The organism is Sulfurimonas gotlandica GD1, from assembly GCF_000242915.1.
Classification (GTDB): Bacteria; Campylobacterota; Campylobacteria; order Campylobacterales; family Sulfurimonadaceae; genus Sulfurimonas; species Sulfurimonas gotlandica.
In genome coordinates this window covers 2,417,345-2,438,093 of sequence record NZ_AFRZ01000001.1, presented here as the reverse complement: position 1 = coordinate 2,438,093, position 20,749 = coordinate 2,417,345, and the positions used below count along the sequence as shown (strand labels likewise).

Genomic DNA, 20,749 nt, shown 5'->3' with positions numbered 1-20,749 from the left:
TTTCACATATAATTTTATTGCATATATAAAATATTATCATATGTAAAATGTCTTAGTAAAACAACTAAGGCTTGTAAAGATGATACAATGTCAAAAAAATAACTAAGCACTATATAAAGGGAGTTTTCACAACCTCATGGCATTAATAGACCTGCAAAATATTTCAAAACACTACTCAGCACAAAAAATTTTAACCGAAGTAAATTTTCATGTAGATGAAGGCGAGCGCATCGTCATCATCGGTAAAAACGGTAGCGGTAAATCTACTCTTATGAAAATAGTAAATGGCACACTAGACCAAGATGCCGGTCAGAGAATTACACGTAATGATTTAGAAATCAAGATGCTAGACCAGAGACCAAACTTTAAAGAGGGTCAGACGGTTAGAGAAGCTGTTGAAGATGGCCTTTTAGAACTAAATATTGCAAAAGAACGTTACAATGAATTATCACTGCTTTTAGCAGATGATTTTGAAAATAAAAAACTCATAGATGAACATGAAAACTTATCTCGCTACATAGAACATCACAATGCTTGGAATCTCGATGACAAGATAGAGCGAATCATTCAGCATTTTGACTTAAAACAGTATGAAGACAAACCAATAGTCCTACTTAGCGGAGGTGAACAACGTCGTGTCGCCCTTGCATCTCTACTTCTTCAAAAACCAGACATTTTGCTTCTTGACGAGCCTACAAATCATCTTGATGTATATATGGTTGAGTTTTTAGAAGAGCTTATCTTAAAAGAAAAATTTACACTTGTTTTCATCTCTCATGATAGATACTTTATAGATAGAATCGCTACCAAGAGTATAGAAGTTGATGATTGTGCCTTGCGAGAATACAGCGGTGGATACAGTGATTATCTTACACAAAAAGCAGAGTACATAAGAACACTTCAAAAACAGCATGATAATCTTCTTGATATATTAAAGAGAGAAAATGCTTGGTATGCAAGAGGTGTTCGTGCTAGACTTAAAAGAAATGAAGGTCGTAAAGAGCGACTAATGTCTATTCGTGAAGATGCGAAGAATAATCCTGCAAAAATAAGAATGATGTCAGTTGAACTTCAACGTGAAGCCAAACATTTTAATCGAGATAAAAGTATCAACAAACAAAAGATGCTTTTTGAAGTAGAAGATTTATCTCTTACACTTGGAAATAAAGAGCTTCTAAAAAACTTTACAACTCGTATACTTCAAAAAGATGTTATAGCGATAGTTGGACCAAACGGCAGTGGTAAATCAACACTTTTAAGAGCTCTTCTAGGACGTCTAAAACCAACAAGCGGAAAGATAAAACAGGGTGACTTTAAAATAGGCTATTTTGATCAGCACAGAGAGATGCTAGATGATGATAGAAACCTTATGGAGACTTTTTGTCCTCATGGGGGTGACCGTGTTAGTGTTCGTGGAAAAGATATGCATGTATATGGATATCTAAAAAACTTTCTTTTTCCAAGAGAATTCTTAGAGAAAAAGATTGGTGTTCTCAGCGGTGGAGAAAAAAACCGTATTGCGCTTGCCCTGCTCTTTACTAAAGATGTTGACATACTGATTTTAGATGAGCCTACAAATGATTTAGATATTCCTACTATAAACATTTTAGAAGAACAACTAACTAATTTTCCAGGTGCTGTAATCATAGTTAGCCACGATAGATACTTTGTAGATAAGATTGCTAAAAAACTTTTTATATTTAAGGCTGATAAACATATAGAAGAATCTTATCAACAGTACTCTGAGTACTTGGAACTTGAAAAAGAGTTAAAAGAACTTGATGAGATGGAAGCTTCTGCAACAAGTGTAAAAGAAGAAGAAAAAGAAGTAAGAGAAAAGCTAAAAACTCTAAAACTTACCTTTAAAGAGAAAATTGCACTAGAGAAACTTCCTAAAGAAATAGAAGAACTTGAACTACAGATGAAAGAAAAAAACAAGTGTTTGGCTGATCCAAAATGTTATGAAGGAATAGGTATATCCAAACTTGCATCTGAGCTTGGAGAGCTAGAACTTCTCTATGAGCAAAAAATAGAAGAACTACTCACAATCGAAGAAAAAAATGAAGAGATCAATTCATAATTGACATTTTTTGTGATTAAATCATAATCTCCTTTTAAATATATGATAATATACATCTATCCCATAAAAGGACTTTTGTATGTTTGAAAAGATTTTAAAAAATATCAACTTAATTAAAGATAATAAAGAGATTATTTTGGATGCCTGGATTGGCTATAAAGCTGTACAAAATGCCCTCAAGAAAAATGATTTCGATATATATTTTTACAGAGAAAACTTTGCTTCAAAAGTTTTTGACTATGCAATAGGTGTTGTGGAATCTAAAAATAAACTAGGTGAATGCCCAGTTATCGGCGTAATGCTAATGCTATTTAAGAAAAAAAATATTCCTCTCTCAGATGTATTCATAATTTGTGTACACTTAAAAAATGCGCTTTTATGCTTTGCTAATGATAATACTAAACTTGATAATGAGCTGATAAGTCAGATCTCAGAACTTATGGACTTTAACTTTGAGGGTGTTATTGACGAATATATAGCACTATACTATCACGATCAATATATAAACAGACCAAACTCTTCAAACAAAGTAGAGATGCCAACAAATCTAAAAGTAAATAAAAACTCTTCTTCAGCGATTGAATATTTATCAGAGATTGATGTAGAGAATGAATTTATTGAAGAACTAGATGAGTTAGAATATAACACTCTTAACACTTTAGATGCTAAAAAATTTATAACTCAAAAGGCAATACAAGACTCTTCAAAACTATTTGCAAGATATGCAAAGATACTAAACCGTATGTATGATTTTGAAGAGTTATCTTATACATTAACGATTTTAAGTGACTTACTTTCTAAATCTGAGCGTTCTCAGATGAATGATGAGATGCAAGGTTATATTCAAACCTATTTAAAAGCGATTATTAATGATCTTAGAAGTTGGAGGATGTCTATTTTTATAACGAAAGATGCCCAAGATGTTCACTACTTAGATAAAACTCTTTTAAGTAGCATCTCTCAACTGCAGATGACACTTATGCCATCTGATGATAATTTAGAGGATGAAATAGAATTCTTCTAAAACTCTATTTGTTTGCTAATTTTAAAGTATCTGCAATTAAAAATGCCAACTCTAAAGCTTGGTCCGCATTTAGTCTTGGATCACAGTGAGTATGGTAACGAGAACTTAAATCTTCTTCTGTTACAGTAAATGAACCACCGATACACTCAGTTACATTTTTACCAGTCATCTCTAAGTGTACTCCACCTGCAAATGTTCCTTCAGCTTTGTGAACTTGAAAGAACTGTTTCATCTCTGTTAAAATAGAATCTACAGGACGAGTTTTATAGTTATTTGATGATTTTATAGTATTACCATGCATTGGATCACAACTCCAAACAACTTTCATCCCTTCTCTTTCTATTGCACGAATAAGTTTAGGCATACCATCACCAACCTTATTTGCACCCATTCTAACAATAATATTTAAGCGACCAGCTTCATTTTCTGGATTTAATGTTTTAGCCAATCTAACTAAATCGTCCGGATCCATTGATGGTCCAGCTTTAACTCCAATAGGATTTTTAACACCTTTTAAAAATTCAACATGAGCACCATCAAGTTGACGAGTTCTATCACCGATCCATAACATGTGAGCAGAAGTATCATACCAATCACCAGTAAGGGAATCTTTTCTTGTAAAAGCTTCTTCGTACGGCAGTAGAAGTGCCTCATGCGATGTGTAAAAATCTGTCTCTCTTAAAGTTCTGTATGTTTTAGATGTAACACCACAAGCTTCCATAAATTTAAGTGAAGTATCAATATCTTCTGCTAGTTTTTCAAACTTTTTACTGATTTCACTTTGGTGTGCAAAATCCAACGTCCATTTATGAACTTGATGTAAATCTGCTAAACCACCAGATGCAAATGCACGAAGTAAGTTTAGAGTAGCAGCAGATTGGTTATAAGCTTTTATCATTCGCTGAGGATCTGGTACACGAGCTTCTGAAGTAAAGTCAACACCGTTTATTATATCTCCACGATATGAGTCTAGAGTTACATCGCCTATTGTTTCAGTATCTGCTGAACGAGGTTTTGCAAATTGACCGCCAAGACGACCTACTTTAACAACTGGTACGCCACCGGCATAAGTCATAACAACAGCCATTTGTAATAAAGCTTTAAATGTATCACGAATATTTGAAGCATGAAACTCACTAAAACTTTCTGCACAATCTCCACCCTGAAGTAAAAAAGCATTCCCATTTGCAACATTTGCCAACTGACTCTTTAATGAACGAGCTTCACCTGCAAATACAAGTGGTGGATAATTTTTCAATTCTGATAGAACTTTATTTAATTCATCTTTGTTTGGATAAGTAGGTTGCTGTAAAACCGGCTTTTCTCTCCAACTTGATGGGCTCCAAATACTCATAATAAAACCTTAAATTTATAATTTTTGTAATTTTACATTAAATCACCTAAAATAGCTCTGATTAGCTATTTATAATATTATTTAAATAGAACAAAAGCTTTTTTTATGCTTATCTTAGTATAATACCAAAATATTTTACTAGGATATCAATATGCAAAAAGATCAACTAATATCTCTCGCTAATAAAATGTGTAAAGAGCTACTATCCATTATAGATGAGGAAGAAGAGGCAACAAAAGAGCAAGTTGCTAGCTACCTTACTGAATCTGCACAACTTATTATGAATCTTAGTGAAGAAGATATGACTAGTGCCGGTTTTGCAGAAACTATGTTTCACAATGCCTACAAAGACATAGCTAAAAAAAGTTTATCTTCATATGCTAATACAAATCAAAACATAGAAAAACTTGCTAGAATGCAGGAAAAAACACTGATGGAATGTCATGCGCAGCATATAGACTTACCTTCACTTACTACTAAATTTAACGAAATACAAAATCACATGAGTGATGAAGTCAAAAAAGCAAATGAGATTATTACACAGCTAACGACTCAAGTAAAAACTCTAGAAGAAAAATCAAACTTAGACTCACTTACAAAAGTATTCAACAGACGCGCTCTCTCGACTTATCTTAAAAATGTTTGTTCCAACGATAAACTACACTATGAGTTTCATATGCTTATTTTAGACATAGATGACTTTAAAAATATCAATGACAGATATGGGCATGTTGCTGGAGATAAAGTTTTAATCTTCATAGCAAATATTCTAAAGAAAACACTAAGAGACGGAGACAAAGTATTTAGATATGGCGGTGAAGAGTTTATTATCATCTTAAACCGTATTGATGATGAACATTGTAAAAAAATTACAAACAGACTTCTTGATCTTGTTAGAGGAAATAAGCTTATCTATAAAGGTGAAGGGCTTAGAGTAACTATGAGTATAGGTACAACTAGATACGCCGAAGGAGACACGCCTGACTCTCTTGTTGCCAGAGCAGATAAGGCACTGTACAAAGCTAAAAACAGCGGTAAAAATCAAATGTATGCGGAAATGAAGTAATCATGGAATTTAACTATTTTGACTTAGTAGCCTCAGTAATTATTTTAATGCTGGGTCTAAAAGGAATACTTAATGGATTCTTCAAAGAAGTTTTCGGACTTGTCGGAATCATTGGTGGTATATTTGTAGCGTCCCGCATTGGAGATGCAGTTGGTCAAGCTTTAAGTGATATGATTTTTAAATTTGAAAACAGTGCTGCCATTAGTTTTGCCGGTTTTTTAGTAACACTGGCAATCTTCTGGTTTTTTATGATTGGGGTTGGTTACATATTTAAAAAGCTTAGTTTACTAAGTGGCTTAGGAATCTTTGACAGAATACTGGGATTTGTATTTGGTGCTAGTAAGTTCTTTCTTATTGCAGCCGTAATCGCTCACGCAGCTTATAATATAAAAGCTATAAAATCTAGCATAGATGGCCCTATGGCCAACAGCTTTTTATTTCCTGCACTAGTCAGTACCGGTGCTTTCATTATGAAGCTTGATCCTGTTGAAATAAGTGATGACATCAACAGCACTATAGACAAAGTTACTAATGAAGTAACAAAAAGCGTAAAAACTTCTACACAAGAAGTAGTAGAAAAAACGAAAAAAGAAATAGAATCCAAGATACAGGAGAAAAAATAATTATGCCAACTGTAACAACTGATTTTAATGATAGAACAATTGAGTATGAACAACTTTTAAATGACTTTAAATCACTTCTAAAAAAGAATTCTCTAAAATTCACTATTCAAAGAGAAGTGATTTTAGAAACTCTTTACAACTCTGATGAACATCTAACTCCAGAATCTTTACATCATCTTATACAAGAAAAATTTCCCGACTTAAAAACTGGTATAGCAACAGTGTACAGAACACTATCTCTGCTAGAAGATTCCAACATGGTAACTTCACTATCTTTTGGTGCACAAGGTAAAAAGTATGAACTTGGTGCGAAGAACCATCACGATCATCTTATCTGCACAGAGTGTGGAAATATTACTGAATTTGTAGACGAACAGATTGAAACTAGACAACACCATATTGCAGATGAACTTGGTTTTAAGATGCTAGACCACTCTATGCAAATCTATGGTATATGCGAAACATGTCAACAAAAATAATCTGCTTCGTCAAGAAGCTAGCTTTAGTGACCAGAGCGGTCTAAGCGCAATAAAATGAGCTTTGCTCATTTTATGTTATAAATAAATAACAAGGAAAAATATTGGCTTTTGAAAATAAGTTTATACAACAAAGAATAGAAAAAGCACAGACTCTAAAAGAAGCTGGCTTTAATCCATATTCAAATGTGTCTAAAAGAAATACAACTATTGAAAAATATTTAAATGTAAACTCAGATATTGAACATAAAGAAGACAAAAGAGATGAAAAGCGCCACTACATTGTTAGTGGTCGTATTAAACTTCTTAGAATTATGGGTAAGGCAAGTTTTCTACAAATAGAAGATGAAAGTGGAACTCTTCAGATTTATTTAGCAAGAGACAACCTTCCTGAAGGCTTCTATAATGATATTTTTAAAAAATTAATTGAAGTTGGTGATATTATTGAAGTTGGAGGATACCCTTTTGTAACAGGACAAGGTGAACTATCACTTCATGCAGATGATTTTAAACTTTTAACAAAAGCAATCTCTCCTTTGCCAGAAAAATTTCACGGTGTGACAGATAAAGAGATTAGATATAGAAAGAGATATTTAGATCTCATCATGAATGCTGATGTTCGTAAAACATTTAAAACCCGTTCAAAAGTTATATCTTTAACAAGACGTTTCTTTGAAGACAAAGGCTTTTTAGAAGTTGAAACTCCAATGATGCATCCAATCGCCGGTGGAGCGAATGCTAAGCCGTTTGTAACTCATCACAATGCACTCGGCATTGATAGATTTTTAAGAATTGCACCAGAGCTTTACCTAAAAAGATTAATTGTTGGTGGATTTGAAGCAGTATTTGAAATAAATAGAAACTTCAGAAATGAAGGTATGGATGCAACTCATAATCCTGAGTTTACATCTATTGAATTTTACTGGGCTTACAAAACATACAAAGATTTAATAAGAATAACAAAAGAGTATTTTGAATACCTTTTTGATCATTTAAACTTGCCGACTCTGCTTCCTTATGGTGACATGGAAGTTAACTTTAATAACTTTACAGAGATAGCACTTATAGAATCACTAACTACCATTGGTGGTGTTCCTGAAGAAGTTGTAAATGACAAAGAAAAGATTGTAGAATTTTTAAAATCTAAAGATATAACTGTAAAGCCAGGTCAAAATTTAGGACAACTTCAAGGTGAACTTTTTGACGAGTTTGTTGAAGAAAAACTAATAGACCCTACTTTCATCACAGAGTATCCGGTTGAGATTTCACCACTGGCAAGAAGAAGTGACTTAAATCCGGCTATTACAGAGAGATTTGAGCTTTTTATTGCAGGTCGTGAGATAGCAAATGCATTTAGTGAGCTAAATGACCCTGTTGACCAATATGAAAGATTTAAAGGTCAAGTAGATGCTAAAGATGCAGGTGACGATGAAGCACATGAGATGGATGAAGACTTCATAGATGCACTAAGTTATGGAATGGCTCCTACAGCTGGTCAGGGAATTGGTATTGATAGACTTGTTATGCTACTGACTAACGAGCACTCAATCAGAGATGTTTTATTATTCCCGGCAATGAAACCTATACACAACGAAGAAAAGACTGTAGAAGTAGAAGAATAAAAAGAGGTCTTACCTCTCTTTATTCTTCTTTTATGCTTTAAAAGTAATTGTAAAAACACCCTCTTCATTAGCACCAATATATACAGAAGACGGCATTCCTTTCTCACCCATGTTTGATAAAATTTCTCTTGATAATGTCGGTAGTACTTTTGTGTTGATTATATGTTCAATATTACGAGCGCCACTTTGCACTTCTGTACAACGAGAGACAATCTGGTCTACCACTTTGTCATCATAGTCACAAACCAACCCATGTAGTCTGCACGTTCCAATAGCAGCTCTTTAGTCTCATTTGGTGAGATAAAATACTTATTTACGCTCATAACACTTTCATCAAACTTGCTCGCCGATAAAAGCTTTATTATTCCGGCTTTGTCTTTCTTAAGACCTTCAAAACTGTTTATATTGTTAAGTTGATAAACTACTAAAGGTATAACGTGTGGCTGATTATCATATTCGTTTAATTTTTTACTACTGTCATAGCTTATAGAGATACCTTTTGGTGAAGAGTCATCATAGCTACTTGAAGTAGCAGAGTCGGTTGCTTTTGGATTACTTCCACAGCCTATTAAAAAAATCATAATTAAAAAATAAAAATAAACTTCACATGATACATAAACTACCACCTATAATATATATAATAGTAACATGCAATAATTCTATTATCTTCTAATTCGACTAAGACACGTTCAAACCACAGTATATGATATTCCTATTCAATTTTTTATTACTGTGCTTTTATTGAATCATAGTATCATTCAGTCTTTTATTATCATAGTTTTTGTATAATCCTCACAATTTTAACAAGGAATTTTATATCATGAGTTTTTTAAAAGAATACGACAGCGAAATATTTGAGTTATGCGAAAAAGAGTTAGAGCGTCAAACTGACCACTTAGAGATGATTGCATCTGAGAACTTTACACTTCCTGCTGTTATGGAAGCTATGGGTTCAGTTTTTACTAATAAATATGCTGAGGGTTACCCTGCGAAACGTTATTATGGTGGTTGTGAATATGCTGATGGCGTTGAGCAATTAGCAATTGACAGAGCATGTGAACTTTTTGGATGTAATTATGCAAATGTACAACCTCACTCAGGGTCTCAAGCAAATGCTGCTGTTTATGCCGGTCTTTTAAAAGCCGGTGACAAACTTCTAGGTATGGATTTAAGTCATGGTGGTCACCTGACTCACGGTTCAAAGCCAAGTTTTTCTGGTCAAAACTATCACTCATTTACTTATGGTGTTGAGCTTGATGGTCGTATTAACTATGATAGAGTAATGGACATTGCTCAAATTACTAAGCCTAAAATCATTGTTTGTGGTGCTTCTGCATACGCTCGTGAAATAGACTTCAAAAAATTCCGTGAAATTGCGGATGCTGTTGGAGCAATTTTATTTGCTGATATTGCACACATAGCTGGTTTAGTTGCAGCTTGTGAGCACCCTAGCCCATTCCCTCATGCTCATGTTGTAACTACTACAACTCATAAGACTCTTGCTGGTCCTCGTGGTGGTATGATTATGACTAATGATGAAGATATCGCTAAGAAAATGAACTCAGCAATCTTCCCTGCACTTCAAGGTGGACCGCTTGTTCATGTTATCGCTGCTAAAGCTGTTGGTTTCAAATATAATCTTTCTCCAGAGTGGAAAGAGTATGCTAAACAAGTAAAAGCCAATGCTAAAGTTCTTGGTGAAGTAATGATGAAGCGTGGATATGATGTAGTATCAGGTGGAACAGATAACCACCTAATCCTAGTATCTTTTGTAGGTACTGATATCTCAGGTAAAGATGCAGATGCTGCTCTTGGAAATGCTGGTATAACTATCAACAAGAACACTGTTCCAGGTGAGACAAGAAGTCCATTTGTTACTTCAGGTATTCGTGTTGGTTCTCCTGCACTTACTTCTCGTGGTATGAAAGAAAAAGAGTTTGAGTTTATCGCTAACAAAATGGCTGATGTTCTTGATGATATCAACAACACTGAACTTCAAGCAAGTATAAAAAAAGAGTTAAAAGCATTAGCTCAAAACTTTGTAATTTATAATCAATCAACTTATTAAGGTAAATAATGACTGCAATGGACTTAAAACTTATTAAAATGGTGAGTGACCACTACTGGATAAAAAGAGATACAGTAGTTGAGAAACTTACATTTAAAGGCCGTACTTTTTACAACAAATTTGAAAAAGTAAATGCTCCGCTTACGCAGTCAATTATCAACCAACATATTAAAGGTGAAATAACTGTTGCACACTCTATCGTTAACAGCCGTTCTAAAGTTGAAAATATTGTAATCGACTATAATGGTAGAGATCCTGAGAGATTTTATCACAAAGCTCAACTTCTTCTTCGTGAAGAAGGTTATATCAACTTTACTGCCTATCAGACAAAAACAGAGGGTCACCTTCATGTATATATTCATAAAGGTCACACAACTCTACAAGAAGCTATCCAACTTGGCAAGATGATTTCTATGAAACTCGCTGCTAAACAACCTAAGCAGTGGAGAATGTTCCCAAATGCCGATATGCCTGATGAGTATAATATTTTAACATTGCCTTACGAAGTTTATGCCAAAGAGCGCGGAGCTTCTTGGTCTAAACATATGTAAGCTTTCTTTTAGAGAACATATACAAGTAATTACAAAATTTTGGTATTATAAGTGCTACAAAACTTTAAAAAGGGAAATTTATGAATGAGAAAAATGAATTAAACGATATTATTTTAAATAGAGGTGGTTCTACTGGTGGAAACAAAAAAATTGTTTTAGCAGTAGCAACACTTGGAGTAATTTTAATCATTGTTGTGATGTTAATGAGTACTCTGACTCCAGATGCTAAAGATAACTTACCACAACCGATTCCTCTTCCTCAAGAAGAAGTTGCATCAATCCCTGAGCCAAAAGATGAGCCACTATTTGAAGAGGTTAAAGTAATTGAAGAGAACTCTAAAAATAATGATAACTTGGATGAAATAGCTCAGAGATTAAAACAAGAATCTCAAGATAGTAAAACAGCTACTAAACCTAAAGAAGTAAACAAAATAGTAAAAACAACTCCTAAAGCAGAGACTAAAAAAGTAGCTGAAGTTAAAAAAGAGACTCCAAAAGCTGAAGAAGCCAATGCTCAAGCATACTTTGTTCAAGTTGGTTCTTTTTCAAAATATGCACCAAATAAAAAATTCTTAGATTCTATTCTAAGCCAAGGTTATAGATATAAGTTTCACAAAGTAACTAATGATTCTAAAATACTAAATAAAGTGCTTGTAGGACCTTTTTACAATGAAAAAGAAGCAAGAGCTGCTTTAAGAACGATTAGAAGTAATATAGAAGCTGGTGCTTTCTTAATTAAACAATAATGATATATTCTAAACAATTTATACTCGACCAACTAGCACCTATTGCCGTTTATTCTAAACTAAAAAGTATGTTCAAAGGTGAGATTTCTCACCTTCTTGAGAGTGCTGGACAGAGTGATGGAAACTATAGCTTTATCTGTATTGGGGCAAGAGAAAGACTTCAATATATTAATGGTGAGACTATCTACACAGATTCCGATGGTCTACAACACAAAAAAGAAGAAAATCCTTTTACCTTTTTAAAAGAGTACTACAAAAATATAGATACTACTGAATATAAAGAAGCTACAACAGAGCTAAAGATTGGTTATGTTGACGGATTTATCGGTTATATCGGTTACGATATGGTTAAAGTGTTTGAGCCTAAACTTAACTCAAGTATGGACAACTTAAAAGATGAACTAAATACTCCTGATTTGGACTTAATGCTTCCAAAACTAATCTTAGTATACTCACACAAAAACCATCAAATCACTTTAGTTAGTACACTAAAAGAGATGAACTATAGATTTGACTCAATAGAAAATGAACTAAAAAGTCCTTATGAATATGTTCATATGAAAAAGAACATCGGCAATGATAAAGGAAGCTTTGCTCACTCAAAAGAGAAATTTTTCCAAATGATTGATGATTCTAAAGAGATGATTAGAAGCGGTGACGTTTTCCAGATCCTTATGACAAATCGTTTTACTAGAAATATCAAAGTAGACCCTTTTAGTTTCTACCGCATCCTTAGAACTAAGAATCCTTCTCCATATATGTTTTTGATGGAGTATGATGACTTTAACATAGTTGGAAGTTCTCCGGAAGTTATGGTTAGACTAAGCGAGGGGGAACTTCTTCTTCGTCCAATTGCCGGAACAAGAAAAAGAGGCAAAAACAAACATAGAGACAAAGAACTAGAAGAAGAACTTTTAGCAGATCCAAAAGAGTTAGCAGAACATTTAATGCTTATAGATTTGGGTAGAAATGATGTAAGCCGTGTTGCAAAGACTGGAACTGTTAAAGTTGAAGATATGATGCACATCGAGCGCTTTTCCCATGTCATGCATATTGTCTCTGATGTAACTGCAACACTTGATGATGACAAAGATATGTTTGACCTCTTTATGGCAACATTTACAGCAGGGACAATGACTGGAGCACCAAAGATACGTGCAATGGAGCTTATAGCTGAATATGAAGGTATTAAACGCGGTTTTTACAGTGGGAGTGTAGGCTACTTTGGTTTTGATGGGAATATGGACACTGCCATAACTATCAGAACTGCTATGGTTAAAGATGACAAAGTTGTACTTCAAGCAGGTGCAGGTGTTGTTGCAGATAGCCAAAATGAGTTAGAATATTTAGAAGTAACAAATAAACTAGGTGCTCTTGTACACTCACTAGAAGACCTTGACTAAATGAAACTTTTCGCTATCTTTGGTGACCCTGTGTCACACTCTCGTTCTCCTCTTATGCATAACTGCGTATTTAAAAACCTAAACTATAAAGCTTGTTACACAAGAGTTCATCTTAAAGATGGCTCAAAACTAAAAGAGACTTTTTTCTCTCTTGGTCTTAGCGGTGCAAATGTAACTGTTCCTCATAAAGAAGAAGCTTACAAAGCTTGTGATGAAGTTAGAGGTTTTGCTAAAACTGTAGGAGTAGTAAATACCCTTGTAAATGAAAACGGCAGACTAATTGGCTACAACACAGATGCAGATGGTTTTATGTATGCCATAGAAGAGTTCGGTAAAGTAAATAATGTTCTTATCCTCGGAGCCGGTGGAACTGCAAAAGCACTAGCATCTAGGTTTATGCAAGACGGTATCAAAGTATCTGTTTTAAATAGAAGTGAAGGTAGACTTGCATACTTTAAAGAGATAGGATGTGAGACTTTTAACTGGGATACTTACAAAACTGCAAAGTATGACTTAGTTATAAATACAACAAGTGCGGGACTTAAAGATGAAGAGCTTCCAGCACCAAAAGAAATCATAAATGATGTTTTAGCTAACACTTCATTTGTAGCAGATGCAATCTACGGAAAACTCACTCCATTTTTAAAACTCGCTCAAGAGAAAAATATCACTTTCAAAGATGGAGCAGATATGCTTCTAGGTCAAGGTGTTTTAGCAAATGAGCTTTTTGTAGATAAAAAATTAAAACTAGAAGATATTAAAACTCAGATGAAAAGAAGCTTTTCACTCTAGTCACGTTTCAACCTCTCCAACTCAAACCACGAATCATTTACTCTATCATCTTTGATACCAATAGGCGGTTTCTTATTACTCTGCCAAAGTGCTTCGTCTGGTTTTGGGCAGGCTCTTACACACTCATGACAGTAGATGCATAGATGCGGGTTGTAGTGGTATTTTAAGCCGCTTTTATTTTTCTCATTTTTAGGTGGATTTTCTACTGGAACAAAAAGTATAGCTCCAGGTGGGCAAGCTTTTTCACACTTTAGGCAGTAGATGCATTCTTCTTCACCGTACTCTATGAGACCTCTATAATCTTTATCTTTTTCTATAAGCGTAACTGGATAGTCTATAGTTTGCGGCTTAGCAAAAAGATTTGTAAGAGCTTTTAAAAATGAAGTCAGCATCTACTTAGCCGTACATGAAAGACAAGGATCAAACGATGCCAGTATCGCAGGAGCATCTGCGTAGTTCTCGCCTACAAATATATGAGAAAATGCAGGTATAGATGCAAAGGTAGGAGTCTTGATTCGGACACGTTCAAGCATAGCTTTACCGTTACCTTTTACATAGTACATCAACTCACCTCTTGGAGCTTCAAAACGCACAATCGCTTCTCCATTTGGTTTGCCTTTTACTTTTGTAAATATCTCTCCCTCCGGAAGTCCAGCCAAGATATTTTCACACATCTCTATGGAGTTTAAAATCTCGTTGAGCCTAACAACATTTCTGGCATTTATATCTCCATCGCTGTGAGTCTGTATCTTGTAACCGACCTCGTTAAACGGCAGATAGTCTATCTCATTTCTCACATCTACATTCATTCCAGATGCACGAGCAAGTGGACCGATAGCATTAAATCTAAATGCCTCATCGAGACTCAACGCTCCGATGCCTTTAAACTTCAAAGACAGACTCCAGTTATTTGTAAACTCATCTATATAACCGAGTACTTTTTGTTCTACCAGTTTAAGCTTTTTGGATATCTTTTTCGACATCTCTAAACTAAGGTCTCTATTGACTCCACCGATAGATATATAGTCAAACTGAATCCTGTTTCCCGTAAGGAGTTCTTGAATTTCCATGATGTCTTCTCTATCACCCATTATCCTCATAAACATAGCTTCAAAACCAGCATTTTCACAAGTATGAGAGAGACAAAGCATATGAGAATGAATGCGGTCAAGTTCTAAAAGCAGTATCCTAAGATATTTTGCTTTTTGGCTAACCTCTGCTTCTAAAAGTTTTTCTATAGATGCAGTATAAGATAGCGAGTGAGTAATAGCACAGAGTCCGCAGACCCTTGCAACAACATAACCGACGGCATCAAACTTGAACTTTGTTGTGCAGGCTTTCTCTATACCGCGATGAACAAAACCGACATCAGAATCTACTCCGATAATCTTCTCATTTTCACATTCAAATTTAAAACGTACAGGCTCTAAAAGTGATATATGCTGTGAGCCAATGGGAATATTTATTGTTTTTTTACTCATAACCTATTCTACCTCAAATTTTATAAAATAAGATATAATCATACTATGAATAAATGGATGAAAATAGCTTACGATGAAGCTACAGAGGGAATGCTTGCAAATGATGGCGGACCTTTTGGTGCTGTCATAGTTAAAGATGATAAGATAATCTCCCAAGCACATAACCAAGTTCTAAAGAGCAATGACCCTACTGCTCATGCCGAAGTAAATGCCATAAGAAAAGCTAGTGAAGTTCTTGAGACGTTTGATCTCTCAGGATGTGTTTTATACACTAGCTGTATGCCATGTCCTATGTGTCTAGGTGCTATCTTTTGGGCGAGAATAGAGACTGTTTACTATAGTGCGACTGAAGAAGATGCAGCTCGTGGTGGCTTTGATGACAAACGTTTTTATGAGATGTTAGATGGCAAAAACAGCGCTTTAAATTTAAAGCGTATAGATGCTGAGAACAGTACTAAACTTTTTGACCTGTGGCTAGAAAAAAATGATAGAGAGATCTACTAACTTTATTCTATTCTTTTATATGTTTCCTTTTACTGTGAAATAATTTTTACAAATTCATCAATCTCATTCTTTATATTTTCATATTCTTTAAGTCCTGTTTTTAAATCTTCTGGTATCTCCTCACAACTAGCTCCTGCTAAAGCACCAAGAATCATACCTCTATGAACATTATCTCCACCTGCGTTTGCATTATCAAGAATTGATTTTTTAAAATCAAAATTATTTTTATGTAAAAAATACATAATTAAAGGGACTCCATGTTCTGGATAACAAGCAGTTGCGAAACGTGTAGTTATTATATTCTCATCTGTTGCATCTGGTAGTATTTCACTTAAACGCTCATTTGTAAACTCTGTGTGAATTTTCCACATATCGTCTTTTGGAATATTTCCTGGTCCCATTGCATCAGCATATTTTTTTGATAATTCTGAACCATGTATTTTGACAAGAGCTATATCTTTAGTTGTACTATTAAGTGCATCCATTGGTGCTTCATCATTGATTAAATCAAATAATAGTGGCACGAGTTGAGAGAGAGCAGAAGAGATGTTTTGTGATCTATGTGTTAAGTTTTGATGATCGACTGCTATACCAACACCATCGTAAGAACTTTTAGCAGTTAAAGCCAGTATGAGAGGACGAATTACACCTCCATGAGATCCAATAGACCATCGGTGATGCTGTGAGTTTGCACACAACTCAGGTGCTATACCTTTGGTATAGTTTTCAAACCAATCACGAACATATATTTCAGAGTATGCATCTTTATTTTTTCCTGGTGTTGTCATAAAACTTATAAACTCATCTAAAAATATATCTTGATGATATTCACCATTTTTAATAATTGAGCGCAGCAAAACTCGAACTAAATTTGCTCCAAGAGTGTTGTCCCCAGCTTCTAAGCCATGATGGTAATGGTATCTCTCATTAAGAAGAGGCATAGGATTTTTATGTTCTCCTTCATGTACTTTAAGGTCAATTTTTAAATCACTATATGAAGTCTTATAAAAGTTGATATGTTCATGTAAGATATCAAAAGGTCTATCCATTTTCTTAGCCATCTCTACATCGGGTAAATAAGTATTTCCAACCATAAAAGATTCAGGATGTGGATGCGAGGCTTTGTTATATCCAGTTATAGCACCATATTCATTTTTTATATATTCACGTTTATAGTACCAGTGTACAGGCATAGAGATAGAGTCTGCGATAAACAAACCCCATAAAGCATTTTGTAATTTAATAGAATTTTTCATAAGTCACTCCTTATTTTATATCCATAGTTCCTGAGTAAGACACACCTGAGAGTAGTGCCATCTCACGATGCCAAGTTGCTAAGTCTTTGTTATTAAATTTACTTAAATCATTATGACCACATGCACGTGCCATTACTTGCATCAGCTCTACTGATGCATCAAAAAAGTTATGTAACTGCTTTGATGATTTTTCAATATCAAGTTTTTGACGTAACTCTTCTTTTGTGTAGCAATACCTGCTGGACAGTTATTTGTATTACACATTCGTGCTCCAACACAACCTATTGCTTGTATAGCACTATTTGATAAAGCAACACCATCTGCACCAAGTGCCATAGCTTTAACAAAATCAATCGGCACACGTAAACCACCAGTAATAATAAGAGTAACACGACCACTAGCACCCTGTTTGTCAAGATACTTACGTGCTCTTGCAAGTGCTGGTATGGTTGGCACACTAATATGGTTTCTAAACATCTCAGGCGCAGCACCCGTACCACCACCACGACCGTCTAATATAATATAATCAGCACTAGCATCAAGTGCGAACTGTATATCTTCTTCGATATGGTTCGCACTGAGTTTAAAACCAATAGGAATACCACCCGTTATTTCTCTAACACGATCTGCAAACTTTTTAAAATCTTCAACTGTAGTAAGGTCTTTAAATGTAGGTGGAGATATAGCAGGCTCACCCTCAGGTATGCCTCTAACTTCGGATATCTTACCTATATTTTTGTTACCTGGAAGATGACCTCCTGTCCCTGTTTTAGCACCTTGTCCACCTTTAAAATGGAAGGCTTGTACTTTATGCAGTAGCTCTTCCTTGTAACCAAAGCCAGCACTAGCGTATTCATAAAAGTAACGGGTATTTGCTTCTTGTTCTTCGGGTAACATACCGCCTTCACCTGAACAGATGCCAGTTCCTGCAAGCTGTGCACCTTTAGATAAAGCTATTTTTGCTTCCTCAGATAATGCACCAAAACTCATATCTGAAACAAATAATGGAATTTTTAGTACTAACGGTTTTTTAGTTTCTGGTCCAATAATAAGTTGTGTACCTACAGTTACATCTTCAAATAATGGCTTGGTAGCTATTTGCGCTGCCATGATTTGTAAATCATCCCAGTGTGGTAATACATGACGTGGAACACCCATAGAACCCATTTGACCATGATGTCCTAGTTTTGATAAACCTTCACGTGCAAGCTGGTGTATAAACTCTACCGTAGGCTCCTCTGGTGTTGATACAGCCTTAGGCATATCAGAAGGATTTGATTTTATTCCAGGTCCTTCTTTACCAATATCTTCTGCGCTAAATTGTTTATGCGTACCATCACAAAAAGGTGTATTGGCAGTATGTTTACATGCACATAAATAAGCTTCGTCATCTTTATCAGAAACAATTACTCTAGGAGTAAATGATGTACCCACATGTGAACCATCGCAAAATGGCTGGCTTTTAGATATACCACATGTACAAAAATGATATTCCTGTCCTCTAGAAAGACTTACCTTTACTGGTTTGTTATCTGCAACTATTGGATTACTCATATTATTCCTTTTCATATTTGTTCTAATTCTCAAGCATCTCTATAAAAATGAACTCGCTATCTTCATTTGCACTTATATTAATGTTTTTGTCAGAGAAAAAATCGCCATCGTTTAGAATAGATGTTTGAACACTTAATGAGCCTTTCGTTACATAGGCTTGAAACTCTCCATCTTGCGAGAAGCTTTCTCCTTTTTTCAGTTTTATAATTTCCATTACGGTTTTACTATCAAACGTATCCCCATCCTTTCCACCGTAAACGCAGAGAACTTTATTATCGCTTTTAGCAAAATGTTGATACCCTGCTTTTTCACCTAAAACTTCAGGAGCGAACCACAACTGAATGAGTCGGTTCTGTTTTGAGTCTGGATTTATCTCATTATGCTCAAAACCTTCGCCTCCCGCTCGTTGGACTTGAACTTCTCCTTCGTTGATACTTCTTCCATGTTCGAGAGATCCTTCATGCGTTACTCTTCCATCGAGCATAACGGTGATGACATCCACTTCGTGATGTGGATGCATATGGGTCTCTCCATGTGGATTAAATTTGGCATCTGCCAAATAGAGAAGATTACCCAAACCATCCGCAGTTCCTTGGTTTTTATGCGGACCAAAAACACGGATGTCCATTACTACTCGATGTTCTCTAAGACCTGCAAAACCACCGTAGTGTAAATCTTCTTTATGTATCACTTTCATAACAGACTCCTTTATATAAGTATATATAATACTATATTTATTTTTTCTATACTTAACTACTTAGTTTGAATTCCTTCTAAAACAATATCAAACTTTACTTCGTCTGCAACAATTAGACCACCAGTTTCTAGTAATTGATTAAAATTGATGTTAAAATCTTTACGATTGATTTTACCTTGAAGTTCAAATGCTAGTCTTGTATTACCCCATGGGTCTTTTATCGTGCCACTTATTTCTTCAATATCAAGTGTTACTACTTTTGTAACATCTTTTATAGTAAGTTCAAAAGTTGCCTTGTCATCATTTTGTTTAAGAAATTTTAGGTGCATTTGTGGGTATTTAGCCACGTCAAAAAAATCCCCACTTTTAAGGTGGATATCTCTCTTAGTTTCTTGTGTTGTTAAACTAGCAACTTCCACCGTACCATTTATGGCAGAAAACTGTTTTGTTTTTTCATCAATAGTAAAAGTACCACCAAACTTTTCAAAACTTCCTTTCACATTACTAATCATCATATGCTTTACTTTAAAACCTACGTCTGAATGACTTGCATCTACATTGTAACTTGCAGCATTTAAAAAACTTAAACCTACTACTGCACTAAGTGCTAAACTTTGAACTAATTTCATTTTTCTTTCCTTTGATTTTTTATCTACACTTTTTTATATTTAGTGTAATTACTCTAAAATTATATGCCAATAAAAAAATAATGTCAAGAGCAATTACTCTAATAGTCCAAATATATATCATAAATACAAGCCATAAGTATCGTTAACTAGGTGACTATATAGAATTATACAATTCATTGACTTAATAGAGTAATTACACTATAATTTCACTATAAGGAATAAAAATGTCAAGAAAAGAAGCTATTTTAGAAGCGGCTCGTGAACTTTTTAATGAAACAAGTACGCAATCCTCTACTACGAACCATATAGCAAAAGCGATAGGGATTAGTCCAGGTAATCTGCACTATCATTATAAAAACCGTGAAGAAATAATACGTTTATTATATATACAGATGCGCAAAGAGACAACACTATCTGTAGATGAACTTCCAAAATCTATAGCTACTTTACACGAACATGAAAAGATACTTATAAAAGTTCAGTGGAAATACCGCTTCTTCTTTAAAGAGATGCTTTCACTTTTTGCACGAGACTCTGAGCTAGAAGATCTATACATAAAAGATAATATCGCACACCGTAGACGCATAAGACAAGTTTTGAATAACCTTATAATAAATGAAGAACTTACTATAACAGATGAAGAGGATATAGACTTTCTTGTAGATTCCATCTCTTTATCTTGGCAGTTTTACAGTTCACTTTTACACACAATAGGGCAAGAGGTAGATGCTGACTCAGTTCAAAAAGTCATAAAGTATACGTCAGCCGCTATGAAACCTTACTTAACAAAAAAGAGAAAATGAAATAAGACCAGAGGATGACG

At 34.6% G+C, this 20,749-nt stretch carries 23 protein-coding genes; 13 read left to right on the top strand and 10 right to left on the bottom strand.

Features of this window, described 5'->3' with window-relative positions:
- The first annotated feature begins 136 nt into the window (after positions 1 to 136).
- Both abc-f and SMGD1_RS12020 read left to right on the top strand, forming a co-directional pair.
- Complete coding sequence (gene abc-f, locus SMGD1_RS12025; protein ID WP_008340203.1) at positions 137 to 2,080, top strand: ribosomal protection-like ABC-F family protein; 1,944 nt, start codon at positions 137 to 139, stop codon at positions 2,078 to 2,080.
- A gap of 79 nt (positions 2,081 to 2,159) precedes the next feature.
- The gene (locus SMGD1_RS12020; protein WP_008340206.1) at positions 2,160 to 3,104 is read left to right on the top strand and encodes a hypothetical protein; all 945 of its coding nucleotides are present in this window, start codon (positions 2,160 to 2,162) and stop codon (positions 3,102 to 3,104) included.
- Between the two features lie 4 nt (positions 3,105 to 3,108).
- Here SMGD1_RS12020 and SMGD1_RS12015 read toward each other — a convergent pair whose 3' ends face one another.
- Complete coding sequence (locus tag SMGD1_RS12015) at positions 3,109 to 4,458, bottom strand: class II 3-deoxy-7-phosphoheptulonate synthase (protein WP_008340181.1); 1,350 nt, start codon at positions 4,456 to 4,458, stop codon at positions 3,109 to 3,111.
- Between the two features lie 151 nt (positions 4,459 to 4,609).
- Here SMGD1_RS12015 and SMGD1_RS12010 point away from each other — a divergent pair, with 151 nt between their 5' ends.
- The 4 genes from SMGD1_RS12010 to lysS all read left to right on the top strand — a co-directional run bounded on the left by SMGD1_RS12010 (position 4,610) and on the right by lysS (position 8,245).
- Positions 4,610 to 5,524 carry a GGDEF domain-containing protein gene (locus tag SMGD1_RS12010; protein ID WP_008340189.1) on the top strand — a complete coding sequence of 305 codons (915 nt, stop codon included), beginning with the start codon at positions 4,610 to 4,612 and terminating at the stop codon, positions 5,522 to 5,524.
- Between the two features lie 2 nt (positions 5,525 to 5,526).
- A complete protein-coding gene (locus SMGD1_RS12005; protein WP_008340220.1) occupies positions 5,527 to 6,147 on the top strand; it encodes a CvpA family protein in 621 nt (206 codons plus the stop codon).
- 2 nt (positions 6,148 to 6,149) lie between these two features.
- A complete protein-coding gene (locus tag SMGD1_RS12000) occupies positions 6,150 to 6,626 on the top strand; it encodes a Fur family transcriptional regulator (protein ID WP_008340185.1) in 477 nt (158 codons plus the stop codon).
- A 101-nt stretch (positions 6,627 to 6,727) separates the two neighbouring features.
- Complete coding sequence (lysS, locus tag SMGD1_RS11995; RefSeq protein WP_008340224.1) at positions 6,728 to 8,245, top strand: lysine--tRNA ligase; 1,518 nt, start codon at positions 6,728 to 6,730, stop codon at positions 8,243 to 8,245.
- Positions 8,246 to 8,275: 30 nt separating this feature from the next.
- Here lysS and SMGD1_RS11990 read toward each other — a convergent pair whose 3' ends face one another.
- Together SMGD1_RS11990 and SMGD1_RS11985 are read right to left on the bottom strand one after the other, a co-directional pair.
- Complete coding sequence (locus tag SMGD1_RS11990) at positions 8,276 to 8,470, bottom strand: hypothetical protein (protein WP_008340209.1); 195 nt, start codon at positions 8,468 to 8,470, stop codon at positions 8,276 to 8,278.
- A complete protein-coding gene (locus SMGD1_RS11985; protein ID WP_008340212.1) occupies positions 8,464 to 8,826 on the bottom strand; it encodes a type VI secretion lipoprotein TssJ in 363 nt (120 codons plus the stop codon). Before SMGD1_RS11985 ends, SMGD1_RS11990 begins: the two co-directional genes overlap by 7 nt.
- A gap of 239 nt (positions 8,827 to 9,065) precedes the next feature.
- Between SMGD1_RS11985 and SMGD1_RS11980 the strand changes: the two genes are divergently transcribed.
- The 5 genes from SMGD1_RS11980 to SMGD1_RS11960 all read left to right on the top strand — a co-directional run bounded on the left by SMGD1_RS11980 (position 9,066) and on the right by SMGD1_RS11960 (position 13,805).
- On the top strand, positions 9,066 to 10,313 hold the full coding sequence (locus SMGD1_RS11980; RefSeq protein ID WP_008340195.1) for a serine hydroxymethyltransferase: 1,248 nt from the start codon (positions 9,066 to 9,068) through the stop codon (positions 10,311 to 10,313).
- 8 nt (positions 10,314 to 10,321) lie between these two features.
- On the top strand, positions 10,322 to 10,864 hold the full coding sequence (locus tag SMGD1_RS11975; RefSeq protein ID WP_008340199.1) for a DUF1882 domain-containing protein: 543 nt from the start codon (positions 10,322 to 10,324) through the stop codon (positions 10,862 to 10,864).
- Positions 10,865 to 10,944: 80 nt separating this feature from the next.
- Positions 10,945 to 11,610: an SPOR domain-containing protein gene (locus tag SMGD1_RS11970; RefSeq protein WP_008341430.1), complete on the top strand. Its 666-nt coding sequence runs from the start codon at positions 10,945 to 10,947 to the stop codon at positions 11,608 to 11,610.
- A complete protein-coding gene (locus SMGD1_RS11965; protein WP_008340218.1) occupies positions 11,610 to 13,013 on the top strand; it encodes an anthranilate synthase component I family protein in 1,404 nt (467 codons plus the stop codon). Before SMGD1_RS11970 ends, SMGD1_RS11965 begins: the two co-directional genes overlap by 1 nt.
- Positions 13,014 to 13,805: a shikimate dehydrogenase gene (locus SMGD1_RS11960; RefSeq protein ID WP_008341428.1), complete on the top strand. Its 792-nt coding sequence runs from the start codon at positions 13,014 to 13,016 to the stop codon at positions 13,803 to 13,805. It abuts the gene before it with no gap.
- Here SMGD1_RS11960 and SMGD1_RS11955 read toward each other — a convergent pair.
- Positions 13,802 to 14,197 carry a 4Fe-4S binding protein gene (locus tag SMGD1_RS11955; protein WP_008341426.1) on the bottom strand — a complete coding sequence of 132 codons (396 nt, stop codon included), beginning with the start codon at positions 14,195 to 14,197 and terminating at the stop codon, positions 13,802 to 13,804. The genes SMGD1_RS11960 and SMGD1_RS11955 overlap by 4 nt on opposite strands.
- On the bottom strand, positions 14,198 to 15,286 hold the full coding sequence (locus tag SMGD1_RS11950; RefSeq protein ID WP_008340210.1) for a hydrogenase large subunit: 1,089 nt from the start codon (positions 15,284 to 15,286) through the stop codon (positions 14,198 to 14,200).
- 45 nt (positions 15,287 to 15,331) lie between these two features.
- Here SMGD1_RS11950 and SMGD1_RS11945 point away from each other — a divergent pair, with 45 nt between their 5' ends.
- Complete coding sequence (locus tag SMGD1_RS11945; protein ID WP_008340193.1) at positions 15,332 to 15,790, top strand: nucleoside deaminase; 459 nt, start codon at positions 15,332 to 15,334, stop codon at positions 15,788 to 15,790.
- A 29-nt stretch (positions 15,791 to 15,819) separates the two neighbouring features.
- Here SMGD1_RS11945 and SMGD1_RS11940 read toward each other — a convergent pair whose 3' ends face one another.
- Genes SMGD1_RS11940 through SMGD1_RS11920 form a run of 5 tightly spaced genes read right to left on the bottom strand, consistent with a single transcriptional unit; the run spans position 15,820 to position 19,926 of the window.
- On the bottom strand, positions 15,820 to 17,046 hold the full coding sequence (locus tag SMGD1_RS11940) for an ADP-ribosylglycohydrolase family protein (RefSeq protein ID WP_008340216.1): 1,227 nt from the start codon (positions 17,044 to 17,046) through the stop codon (positions 15,820 to 15,822).
- 10 nt (positions 17,047 to 17,056) lie between these two features.
- Complete coding sequence (locus tag SMGD1_RS14795) at positions 17,057 to 17,188, bottom strand: glutamate synthase (RefSeq protein WP_008341422.1); 132 nt, start codon at positions 17,186 to 17,188, stop codon at positions 17,057 to 17,059.
- A gap of 5 nt (positions 17,189 to 17,193) precedes the next feature.
- Positions 17,194 to 18,600, bottom strand: a complete 1,407-nt coding sequence (locus SMGD1_RS11930) for a glutamate synthase-related protein (RefSeq protein ID WP_008340197.1) — start codon at positions 18,598 to 18,600, stop codon at positions 17,194 to 17,196.
- Positions 18,601 to 18,622: 22 nt separating this feature from the next.
- Entirely contained in the window at positions 18,623 to 19,297 is a 675-nt protein-coding gene (locus SMGD1_RS11925) for a pirin family protein (protein ID WP_008340226.1), read from the bottom strand.
- Positions 19,298 to 19,353: 56 nt separating this feature from the next.
- Positions 19,354 to 19,926 carry a YceI family protein gene (locus tag SMGD1_RS11920; protein WP_008341419.1) on the bottom strand — a complete coding sequence of 191 codons (573 nt, stop codon included), beginning with the start codon at positions 19,924 to 19,926 and terminating at the stop codon, positions 19,354 to 19,356.
- 224 nt (positions 19,927 to 20,150) lie between these two features.
- Between SMGD1_RS11920 and SMGD1_RS11915 the strand changes: the two genes are divergently transcribed.
- On the top strand, positions 20,151 to 20,729 hold the full coding sequence (locus SMGD1_RS11915; protein WP_008339438.1) for a TetR/AcrR family transcriptional regulator: 579 nt from the start codon (positions 20,151 to 20,153) through the stop codon (positions 20,727 to 20,729).
- The last annotated feature ends 20 nt before the right edge of the window (positions 20,730 to 20,749 follow it).

Excerpts from the sequence above, each read along its gene's own strand:
- abc-f (WP_008340203.1), top strand. The coding sequence starts at position 137 with ATGGCATTAATAGACCTGCAAAATATTTCAAAACACTACTCAGCACAA.
- SMGD1_RS12020 (WP_008340206.1), top strand. The coding sequence starts at position 2,160 with ATGTTTGAAAAGATTTTAAAAAATATCAACTTAATTAAAGATAATAAA.
- SMGD1_RS12015 (WP_008340181.1), bottom strand. The coding sequence starts at position 4,458 with ATGAGTATTTGGAGCCCATCAAGTTGGAGAGAAAAGCCGGTTTTACAG.
- SMGD1_RS12010 (WP_008340189.1), top strand. The coding sequence starts at position 4,610 with ATGCAAAAAGATCAACTAATATCTCTCGCTAATAAAATGTGTAAAGAG.
- SMGD1_RS12005 (WP_008340220.1), top strand. The coding sequence starts at position 5,527 with ATGGAATTTAACTATTTTGACTTAGTAGCCTCAGTAATTATTTTAATG.
- SMGD1_RS12000 (WP_008340185.1), top strand. The coding sequence starts at position 6,150 with ATGCCAACTGTAACAACTGATTTTAATGATAGAACAATTGAGTATGAA.
- SMGD1_RS11985 (WP_008340212.1), bottom strand. The coding sequence starts at position 8,826 with ATGATTTTTTTAATAGGCTGTGGAAGTAATCCAAAAGCAACCGACTCT.
- SMGD1_RS11980 (WP_008340195.1), top strand. The coding sequence starts at position 9,066 with ATGAGTTTTTTAAAAGAATACGACAGCGAAATATTTGAGTTATGCGAA.
- SMGD1_RS11975 (WP_008340199.1), top strand. The coding sequence starts at position 10,322 with ATGACTGCAATGGACTTAAAACTTATTAAAATGGTGAGTGACCACTAC.
- SMGD1_RS11970 (WP_008341430.1), top strand. The coding sequence starts at position 10,945 with ATGAATGAGAAAAATGAATTAAACGATATTATTTTAAATAGAGGTGGT.
- SMGD1_RS11965 (WP_008340218.1), top strand. The coding sequence starts at position 11,610 with ATGATATATTCTAAACAATTTATACTCGACCAACTAGCACCTATTGCC.
- SMGD1_RS11960 (WP_008341428.1), top strand. The coding sequence starts at position 13,014 with ATGAAACTTTTCGCTATCTTTGGTGACCCTGTGTCACACTCTCGTTCT.
- SMGD1_RS11955 (WP_008341426.1), bottom strand. The coding sequence starts at position 14,197 with ATGCTGACTTCATTTTTAAAAGCTCTTACAAATCTTTTTGCTAAGCCG.
- SMGD1_RS11950 (WP_008340210.1), bottom strand. The coding sequence starts at position 15,286 with ATGAGTAAAAAAACAATAAATATTCCCATTGGCTCACAGCATATATCA.
- SMGD1_RS11945 (WP_008340193.1), top strand. The coding sequence starts at position 15,332 with ATGAATAAATGGATGAAAATAGCTTACGATGAAGCTACAGAGGGAATG.
- SMGD1_RS11940 (WP_008340216.1), bottom strand. The coding sequence starts at position 17,046 with ATGAAAAATTCTATTAAATTACAAAATGCTTTATGGGGTTTGTTTATC.
- SMGD1_RS14795 (WP_008341422.1), bottom strand. The coding sequence starts at position 17,188 with ATGCAAGTAATGGCACGTGCATGTGGTCATAATGATTTAAGTAAATTT.
- SMGD1_RS11930 (WP_008340197.1), bottom strand. The coding sequence starts at position 18,600 with ATGAGTAATCCAATAGTTGCAGATAACAAACCAGTAAAGGTAAGTCTT.
- SMGD1_RS11925 (WP_008340226.1), bottom strand. The coding sequence starts at position 19,297 with ATGAAAGTGATACATAAAGAAGATTTACACTACGGTGGTTTTGCAGGT.
- SMGD1_RS11920 (WP_008341419.1), bottom strand. The coding sequence starts at position 19,926 with ATGAAATTAGTTCAAAGTTTAGCACTTAGTGCAGTAGTAGGTTTAAGT.
- SMGD1_RS11915 (WP_008339438.1), top strand. The coding sequence starts at position 20,151 with ATGTCAAGAAAAGAAGCTATTTTAGAAGCGGCTCGTGAACTTTTTAAT.